The 7,908-nt window shown below is 59.0% G+C and carries 10 protein-coding genes and 1 pseudogene; 10 read left to right on the forward strand and 1 reads right to left on the reverse strand.

Translation table 11 applies throughout. The features are described 5' to 3' along the window. Positions 1–242: 242 nt before the first annotated feature. The 10 genes and pseudogenes from R7044_RS23635 to repC form a co-directional block, all read left to right on the forward strand. Positions 243–884, forward strand: a pseudogene (locus R7044_RS23635) (MobA/MobL family protein); the annotation flags it as partial. Between the two features lie 106 nt (positions 885–990). Further along, positions 991–1,401, forward strand: a complete 411-nt coding sequence (locus R7044_RS23640) for an IncQ-type mobilization protein MobB (protein ID WP_011117300.1) — start codon at positions 991–993, stop codon at positions 1,399–1,401. After that, complete coding sequence (locus R7044_RS23645; RefSeq protein WP_011117301.1) at positions 1,377–2,354, forward strand: DNA-primase RepB domain-containing protein; 978 nt, start codon at positions 1,377–1,379, stop codon at positions 2,352–2,354. The genes R7044_RS23640 and R7044_RS23645 overlap by 25 nt, the downstream gene beginning before the upstream one ends. Positions 2,355–2,499: 145 nt before the next feature. Then, positions 2,500–3,063, forward strand: coding sequence for an AacA4 family aminoglycoside N(6')-acetyltransferase (locus R7044_RS23650; RefSeq protein ID WP_112928758.1), 564 nt, complete (start codon positions 2,500–2,502; stop codon positions 3,061–3,063). 83 nt (positions 3,064–3,146) lie between these two features. Beyond that, positions 3,147–4,046, forward strand: a complete 900-nt coding sequence (locus tag R7044_RS23655) for an extended-spectrum class A beta-lactamase VEB-18 (RefSeq protein ID WP_065825678.1) — start codon at positions 3,147–3,149, stop codon at positions 4,044–4,046. Between the two features lie 144 nt (positions 4,047–4,190). Then, positions 4,191–4,724 (forward strand): aminoglycoside nucleotidyltransferase ANT(2'')-Ia, encoded by a 534-nt coding sequence (gene aadB, locus R7044_RS23660; protein ID WP_000381802.1) that lies wholly within the window; start codon positions 4,191–4,193, stop codon positions 4,722–4,724. 61 nt (positions 4,725–4,785) lie between these two features. Then, complete coding sequence (locus R7044_RS23665) at positions 4,786–5,061, forward strand: hypothetical protein (protein WP_223847821.1); 276 nt, start codon at positions 4,786–4,788, stop codon at positions 5,059–5,061. 56 nt (positions 5,062–5,117) lie between these two features. Then, on the forward strand, positions 5,118–5,324 hold the full coding sequence (urfF, locus tag R7044_RS23670) for a plasmid repression protein F (RefSeq protein WP_112928753.1): 207 nt from the start codon (positions 5,118–5,120) through the stop codon (positions 5,322–5,324). A gap of 30 nt (positions 5,325–5,354) precedes the next feature. Beyond that, on the forward strand, positions 5,355–6,194 hold the full coding sequence (locus R7044_RS23675; RefSeq protein ID WP_169573183.1) for a helicase RepA family protein: 840 nt from the start codon (positions 5,355–5,357) through the stop codon (positions 6,192–6,194). After that, positions 6,181–7,026: a replication protein C, IncQ-type gene (gene repC, locus R7044_RS23680; RefSeq protein ID WP_112928757.1), complete on the forward strand. Its 846-nt coding sequence runs from the start codon at positions 6,181–6,183 to the stop codon at positions 7,024–7,026. Before R7044_RS23675 ends, repC begins: the two co-directional genes overlap by 14 nt. 604 nt (positions 7,027–7,630) lie before the next feature. Here the strand turns inward: repC and R7044_RS23685 are convergent. Further along, positions 7,631–7,891 (reverse strand): mobilization protein, encoded by a 261-nt coding sequence (locus tag R7044_RS23685; protein WP_169573164.1) that lies wholly within the window; start codon positions 7,889–7,891, stop codon positions 7,631–7,633. Positions 7,892–7,908 lie beyond the last annotated feature (17 nt).

Consider the following 7,908-nt stretch of genomic DNA (forward strand, 5'->3'; position numbering starts at 1 on the left):
GGCGTTGATCCGTGCCCGTTGCTCTTCCAGCTTGGCGAGCCGTTCCGCTGCTTTTGCCATGTTGACATTCCCCTTGGTTATGTGCTTGCCATCATGCTATCATCGGAGCACAGACACCGCAAACCCCGACCGTCATTCTAACGGGAGGGCGCACTTACCGGTTTCTCTTCGAGAAACTGCCCTGCGGGCACCCCTTTGGGGCTGTGCGCTCTCCGAGGGCCATTGCATGGAGCTAAACCCCTATGGCCATCTATCACCTTACGGCCAAGACCGGCAGCCGGAACGGCGGCCAGTCGGCCAAGGCGAAAGCCGATTACATCCAGCGGGAGGGCCGTTACTCCCGCGACCGTGACGAGGTGCTGCACACTCAGTCCGGCCACCTGCCCGAGTGGGCCGAGCGCCCCGCCGACTACTGGGATGCTGCCGACCTGTATGAACGCGCCAATGGGCGGCTGTTCAAAGAGGTTGAGTTTGCCCTGCCGGTCGAACTGACCCTAGATCAGCAGCGGGAGCTGGTGGACGAATTCGCCCGGCATCTGACCGAGGGCGAGCGCCTGCCGTATACGCTGGCCATTCATGCCGGTAAAGGTGAGAACCCCCATTGCCACTTGATGATCTCTGAGCGGAAGAACGACGGTATCGAGCGCCCGGCTGACCAGTGGTTCAAGCGGTACAACGCCAAACAGCCAGAGCGGGGCGGGGCGCAGAAGTCCGAGAGCCTGAAGCCCAAGGCATGGCTTGAGCAGACCCGCGAGGCATGGGCCGACCATGCCAACCGGGCATTAGAGCGGGCTGGTCACGACGCCCGCATTGACCATAGAACACTTGAGGCGCAGGGCATCGAGCGCCTGCCGGGCATCCATCTTGGCCCCAACGTGGTGGAGATGGAGGGCCGGGGCATCCGCACCGAGCGGGCCGACACCGCCCTAGCCATCGACACGGCCAACGGCCAGATCATCGACTTACAAGAATACCGGGAGGTTATCGAGCATGAGCGCGATAGACAGAGTGAAGAAGTCCAGAGGCATCAACGAGTTAGCGGAGCAGATCGAACCGCTGGCCCAGAGCATGGCGACACTGGCCGACGAGGCCCGGCAGGTCATGAGCCAGACTCAGCAGGCCAGCGAGGCGCAGGCAGCGGAGTGGCTGAAAGCCCAACGCCAGACAGGGGCGGCATGGGTGGAGCTGGCCAAGGAGTTGCGGGAGGTAGCCGCCGAGGTGAGCAGCGCCGCGCAGAGCGCCCGGAGCGCCGCCCGTGGCTGGACATGGAAGTTGTGGGCCGGGGTCTTGATCGCTTCCGTGACGCCTATTCTGGCGCTGCTGATCGCATCATGGCTTTGGCTGGAGCCGCAAATCATCGAACAACAGGGGGGTATATGGCTGGTTTTCAAGCTCAAGTAAAGGGTGACCGCACCGCGCAAGCCATCGCCCGGCAGCTCAAGGCCATGGGCTGCGACCGGTACGACATCGGCATACGGGATGCCGCCAGCGGCAAGATGATGAACCGGGAATGGTCAGCCGCCGAAGTGCTCCAGAACACGCCATGGCTCAAGCGGATGAATGCCCAGGGCAATGACGTGTATATCAGGCCCGCCGAGCAGGAGCGGCATGGTTTGGTGCTGGTGGACGATCTCAGTGAGTTCGACTTGGATGACATGAAAGCCGAGGGCCGGGAGCCGGCGCTGATCGTGGAGACCAGCCCCAAGAACTATCAGGCATGGGTAAAAGTGGCTCAGGACGCCCCAGCAGGTCACAGGGGCGTAATCGCCCGGAAGCTGGCCCGCGAGTACGACGCCGACCCGGCCAGCGCCGACAGCCGCCACTATGGTCGCTTGGCGGGCTTCACCAACCGCAAGGACAAGCACACCACCCGCACCGGTTATCAGCCGTGGGTGCTGCTGCGTGAATCCAAGGGCAAGACCGCCACCGCAGGGCCGGAGCTGATGCAGCAGGCCGGGCAGGTGCTGGACAGCATTAAGCGCCAACAGGAACGGACGGCACGACTGGCCGAGATCACCGCCCCGCGGAGTGTGCGCCGGTATCGCCGCAGCGCCGTGGACGACTACCGCAGCGAAATGGCCGGGTTGGTCAAACGCTTCGGTGACGACCTCAGCAAGTGCGACTTCATTGCGGCTATGAAGCTGGCCAGCAAGGGCCGGGAGCCGGACGAGATCGCCAAGGCCATGGCCGAGGCCAGCCCCGCGATCATGGAGCGCAAGGCAGGCCATGAGGCCGATTACATCAAGCGCACGGTACAGAAAGTGATGGAGCTGCCGCAGGTGCAGGAGGCCCGCGCCGAGCTGGCGAAGCAGACCCAGAAGCAGCGCAGTCGGGGGCCAGATTTAAGTATGTAATGCTTGCGTTAGCGCTAACTGGTGGTATACTGTTAGCTCTAATGGAGGGTTTGAGATGAAAGACCAACACGACAAGCGTACCGGCAACCTGCTGGCCACCCCTAACGCTATACGACAGGCCCGCTTTGCCGAACAGCAGCGAGCCATGGGCCGCAAGGCCGCGAGCACCCCCCCCATAACTCTTCGCCTCATGACCGAGCGCGACCTGCCGATGCTCCATGATTGGCTCAACCGGCCGCACATCGTTGAGTGGTGGGGTGGTGACGAAGAGCGACCGACTCTTGATGAAGTGCTGGAACACTACCTGCCCAGAGCGATGGCGGAAGAGTCCGTAACACCGTACATCGCAATGCTGGGCGAGGAACCGATCGGCTATGCTCAGTCGTACGTCGCGCTCGGAAGCGGTGATGGCTGGTGGGAAGATGAAACTGATCCAGGAGTGCGAGGAATAGACCAGTCTCTGGCTGACCCGACACAGTTGAACAAAGGCCTAGGAACAAGGCTTGTCCGCGCTCTCGTTGAACTACTGTTCTCGGACCCCACCGTGACGAAGATTCAGACCGACCCGACTCCGAACAACCATCGAGCCATACGCTGCTATGAGAAGGCAGGATTCGTGCGGGAGAAGATCATCACCACGCCTGACGGGCCGGCGGTTTACATGGTTCAAACACGACAAGCCTTCGAGAGAAAGCGCGGTGTTGCCTAACAACTCATTCAAGCCGACGCCGCTTCGCGGCGCGGCTTAATTCAGGTGTTAGCGGTAATTTAACCAGATAGGAGTACAGACATATGAAAATCGTAAAAAGGATATTATTAGTATTGTTAAGTTTATTTTTTACAATTGCGTATTCAAATGCTCAAACTGACAACTTAACTTTGAAAATTGAGAATGTTTTAAAGGCAAAAAATGCCAGAATAGGAGTAGCAATATTCAACAGCAATGAGAAGGATACTTTGAAGATTAATAACGACTTCCATTTCCCGATGCAAAGCGTTATGAAATTTCCGATTGCTTTAGCCGTTTTGTCTGAGATAGATAAAGGGAATCTTTCTTTTGAACAAAAAATAGAGATTACCCCTCAAGACCTTTTGCCTAAAATGTGGAGTCCGATTAAAGAGGAATTCCCTAATGGAACAACTTTGACGATTGAACAAATACTAAATTATACAGTATCAGAGAGCGACAATATTGGTTGTGATATTTTGCTAAAATTAATCGGAGGAACTGATTCTGTTCAAAAATTCTTGAATGCTAATCATTTCACTGATATTTCAATCAAAGCAAACGAAGAACAAATGCACAAGGATTGGAATACCCAATATCAAAATTGGGCAACCCCAACAGCGATGAACAAACTGTTAATAGATACTTATAATAATAAGAACCAATTACTTTCTAAAAAAAGTTATGATTTTATTTGGAAAATTATGAGAGAAACAACAACAGGAAGTAACCGATTAAAAGGACAATTACCAAAGAATACAATTGTTGCTCATAAAACAGGGACTTCCGGAATAAATAATGGAATTGCAGCAGCCACTAATGATGTTGGGGTAATTACTTTACCGAATGGACAATTAATTTTTATAAGCGTATTTGTTGCAGAGTCCAAAGAAACTTCGGAAATTAATGAAAAGATTATTTCAGACATTGCAAAAATAACGTGGGATTACTATTTGAATAAATAAAAAACTACCGCTAACACTGGCTCATAGGCAATGGCGGGTTGAAGTGCAATTTGCAAAGTCGGTAGCCCGCCCGAGCGTTTTCTCGGTTTGACAGGAAAGGCTCACGCAAACCGCCACTGCCCATAGCCCAAACCGTTAGGCCGCATGGACACAACGCAGGTCACATTGATACACAAAATTCTAGCTGCGGCAGATGAGCGAAATCTGCCGCTCTGGATCGGTGGGGGCTGGGCGATCGATGCACGGCTAGGGCGTGTAACACGCAAGCACGATGATATTGATCTGACGTTTCCCGGCGAGAGGCGCGGCGAGCTCGAGGCAATAGTTGAAATGCTCGGCGGGCGCGTCATGGAGGAGTTGGACTATGGATTCTTAGCGGAGATCGGGGATGAGTTACTTGACTGCGAACCTGCTTGGTGGGCAGACGAAGCGTATGAAATCGCGGAGGCTCCGCAGGGCTCGTGCCCAGAGGCGGCTGAGGGCGTCATCGCCGGGCGGCCAGTCCGTTGTAACAGCTGGGAGGCGATCATCTGGGATTACTTTTACTATGCCGATGAAGTACCACCAGTGGACTGGCCTACAAAGCACATAGAGTCCTACAGGCTCGCATGCACCTCACTCGGGGCGGAAAAGGTTGAGGTCTTGCGTGCCGCTTTCAGGTCGCGATATGCGGCCTAACAATTCGTCCAAGCCGACGCCGCTTCGCGGCGCGGCTTAACTCAGGTGTTACCGCAGCGAAATGGCCGGGCTGGTCAAGCGGTACGGTGACGACCTCAGCAAGTGCGACTTTATCGCGGCCATGAAGCTGGCCAGCAAGGGCCGGGAGCCGGACGAGATCGGCAAGGCCATGGCCGAGGCCAGCCCCGCCATCATGGAGCGCAAGACGGGCCATGAGGCCGATTACATCAAGCGTACGGTGCAGAAGGTGATGGAGCTGCCGCAGGTGCAGGAGGCCCGCGCCGAGCTGGCGAAGCAGGCCGAGAAACAGCAGTACCGAGGGCCGACATTAGGATAAAACACTTGCATTAGAGCTAATGCCTGTTATGGTGTTAGCTCTAATGCGGAGGAAATATGAAAGACCAACACGACAAGCGTACCGGCAACCTGCTGGCCACCCCCAACGCTATACGACAGGCCCGCTTTGCCGAACAGCAGCGAGCCATGGGCCGCAAGGCCCGGAAGATATGGGCCACAGACGCAGAGGCCGAGGCGCTGCGGCTGTATCTGGAAGAACTCAGGGCGGCGCAGGGCGGGGGTAGTGACCCCGCCAGCGCCTAACCACCAACCGCCTACACAGGAGGCAAATCAATGGCTACCCATAAGCCTATCGACATTCTGGCGAGCTTCACAGAGCTACCGCCACCGATTGACTACGTACTGCCCAACATGGTGGCCGGCACCGTGGGGGCGCTGGTGTCCCCCGGTGGGGCCGGCAAGTCCATGCTGGCCCTGCAACTGGCCGCACAGATCGCAGGCGGCCCCGACCTGCTGGACGTGGGCGAGTTGCGCACCGGCCCGGTGATCTACCTGCCCGCCGAAGACCCGCCCACCGCCATACATCACCGCCTGCACGCATTGGGGGAACGCCTGACCGACGAGCAACGGCAAGCCGTGGCTGACGGTCTGCTAATCCAGCCGCTGATCGGCAGCCTACCCAACATCATGGCCCCGGAGTGGTTCGACGGCCTCAAGCGAGCCGCTGAGGGACGCCGCTTGATGGTGCTGGATACCTTGCGCCGGTTCCACATCGAGGAAGAGAACGCCAGCGGCCCCATGGCGCAAGTGATTGGCCGCATGGAGGCCATCGCCGCCGATACCGGGTGCTCTATCGTGTTCCTGCACCATGCCAGCAAGGGCGCGGCCATGATGGGCGCAGGCGACCAGCAGCAGGCCAGCCGGGGATCGTCCGTGCTGGTGGATAACATCCGCTGGCAATCGTACCTGTCCGGCATGACCACCGGTGAGGCCGAGGAATGGGGCGTAGACGACACGCAGCGGCCCTATTTCGTCCGCTTTGGAGTCAGCAAGGCCAACTATGGGGCACCGTTCAAAGACCGCTGGTTCAGGCGGCATGACGGCGGGGTACTCAAGCCCGCCGTGCTGGAAAAGCAGCACAAGAGCAAGGGGGTGCCTCGTGGCAAAGCCTAAGAACAAACACAGCCTCAGCCACGTCCGGCACGACCCGGCGCACTGTCTGGCCCCCGGCCTGTTCCGTGCCCTCAAGCGGGGCGAGCGCAAGCGCGGCAAGCTGGACGTGACGTATGACTACGGCGACGGCAAGCGGATCGAGTTCAGCGGCCCGGAGCCGCTGGGCGCTGATGATTTGCGCATCCTGCAGGGGCTGGTGGCCATGGCCGGGCCTAGTGGTCTGGTGCTAGAGCCAGAACCGGAGACCCCCGGCGGGCAGCAGCTCCGGCTGTTCCTGGAACCCAAATGGGAAGCCGTTACCGCTGACGCCATGGTGGTCAAGGGTAGCTATCGGGCGCTGGCTCGTGAAATAGGCTATGCCAATATCGAGGACTCAAAGCCCATCAGGGACTGCATTGAACGGCTTTGGAAGGTGTCCATCATCGCCCAGAATGGCCGCAAGCGGCAGGGCTTCCGGCTGCTTGCCGAGTACGCCAGCGACGAGGCAGACGGGCGCCTGTATGTGGCCCTGAACCCCTTGATCGCGCAGGCCGTCATGGGTGGCGGCCAGCATGTGCGCATCAGCATGGACGAGGTGCGGGCGCTGGACAGCGAAACCGCCCGCCTGCTGCACCAGCGGCTGTGTGGCTGGATCGACCCCGGCAAGACCGGCAAGGCGGCCATAGATACCCTGTGCGGCTACGTCTGGCCGTCAGAGGCCAGTGGGGCCGCCATGCGCAAGAGACGCCAGCGGGTGCGCGAGGCGCTGCCGGAGCTGATCGCGCTGGGCTGGACGGTGAACGAGTATGCGGCGGGTAAGTACGACATCGCACGGCCCAAGGCGGCAGGCTGACCCCTGCAATAACTGTCACGCCCCCCCCGTTAACTGTCACGCCCCCCCCGTTAACTGTCACGCCCCCCCCCGTTAACTGTCACGAACCCCCCCGTTAACTGTCACGCCCCCAAACCTGCAAACCCAGCAGGGGCGGGGGCTGGCGGGGTGCTGAAAAAATCCATCCATGATTATCTAAGAATAATCCACTAGGCGCGGTTAACAGCGCCCTAGTGGGGCGCTGTTTGCCCTTGCCCAAAATGCCCGGCCAGAGGCCGGATAACTGATCTATCCGCTGCGCTAGGCTACACACCGCCCCCACCGCTCCGCGGTAGGGAAAAGGCGGGCCAAGGCCCGCAAACCCAAACCCCATGCACAGACGCCACAGGAAGCCGCAGACGCCTTTAGCCGCTTTAGCGGCCTTTACCCCTGCCCGCAGGGCGGGGGCGCGTGTGAAGCCCCGCAGGGGCCATGCTGGCCACCTTGCGCTTGGCTATCTCCGCCTTGATGGTCGCGCCCGCCTCTCGCATCTCTTGCTGCAGGGCTTCGATCTCGGCAGGTGTCAGCCGGTAGAAGCTCACCCTTGCCCCTCTTGCGGCTCCGGCTGGCCATGCTCCTGTGGCTGCTATTCCTGCTTGGGTGGCAGTCCGAACAGCGCCCGGTCATGGTCGCGCTCTAGGTAGCTGTCCAGCCCATCGAGCAAGCGCTGTTCTGGCCACTCGCCGCTTTCGACTTTGCCGAGTATCCACGCGCCTACCAGCACCTTGCGCCGGGTGTCCTCCTTGCGCTTTTGCTGCTGCTCCCGTGCCCTGACCCGCTGGATCTTGGCGTTGATCCGTGCCCGTTGCTCTTCCAGCTTGGCGAGCCGTTCCGCTGCTTTTGCCATGTTGACATTCCCCTTGG

This window comes from Vibrio sp. 1402 (assembly GCF_033340275.1).

What these genes read in the sequence shown, in the direction of transcription:
- R7044_RS23665 (WP_223847821.1), top strand. Translation starts at nt 4,786, where the DNA reads ATGGCCGGGCTGGTCAAGCGGTACGGTGACGACCTCAGCAAGTGCGAC.
- R7044_RS23645 (WP_011117301.1), top strand. Translation starts at nt 1,377, where the DNA reads ATGGCTGGTTTTCAAGCTCAAGTAAAGGGTGACCGCACCGCGCAAGCC.
- R7044_RS23650 (WP_112928758.1), top strand. Translation starts at nt 2,500, where the DNA reads ATGGGCCGCAAGGCCGCGAGCACCCCCCCCATAACTCTTCGCCTCATG.
- urfF (WP_112928753.1), top strand. Translation starts at nt 5,118, where the DNA reads ATGAAAGACCAACACGACAAGCGTACCGGCAACCTGCTGGCCACCCCC.
- R7044_RS23640 (WP_011117300.1), top strand. Translation starts at nt 991, where the DNA reads ATGAGCGCGATAGACAGAGTGAAGAAGTCCAGAGGCATCAACGAGTTA.
- R7044_RS23655 (WP_065825678.1), top strand. Translation starts at nt 3,147, where the DNA reads ATGAAAATCGTAAAAAGGATATTATTAGTATTGTTAAGTTTATTTTTT.
- R7044_RS23685 (WP_169573164.1), bottom strand. Translation starts at nt 7,891, where the DNA reads ATGGCAAAAGCAGCGGAACGGCTCGCCAAGCTGGAAGAGCAACGGGCA.
- aadB (WP_000381802.1), top strand. Translation starts at nt 4,191, where the DNA reads ATGGACACAACGCAGGTCACATTGATACACAAAATTCTAGCTGCGGCA.
- R7044_RS23675 (WP_169573183.1), top strand. Translation starts at nt 5,355, where the DNA reads ATGGCTACCCATAAGCCTATCGACATTCTGGCGAGCTTCACAGAGCTA.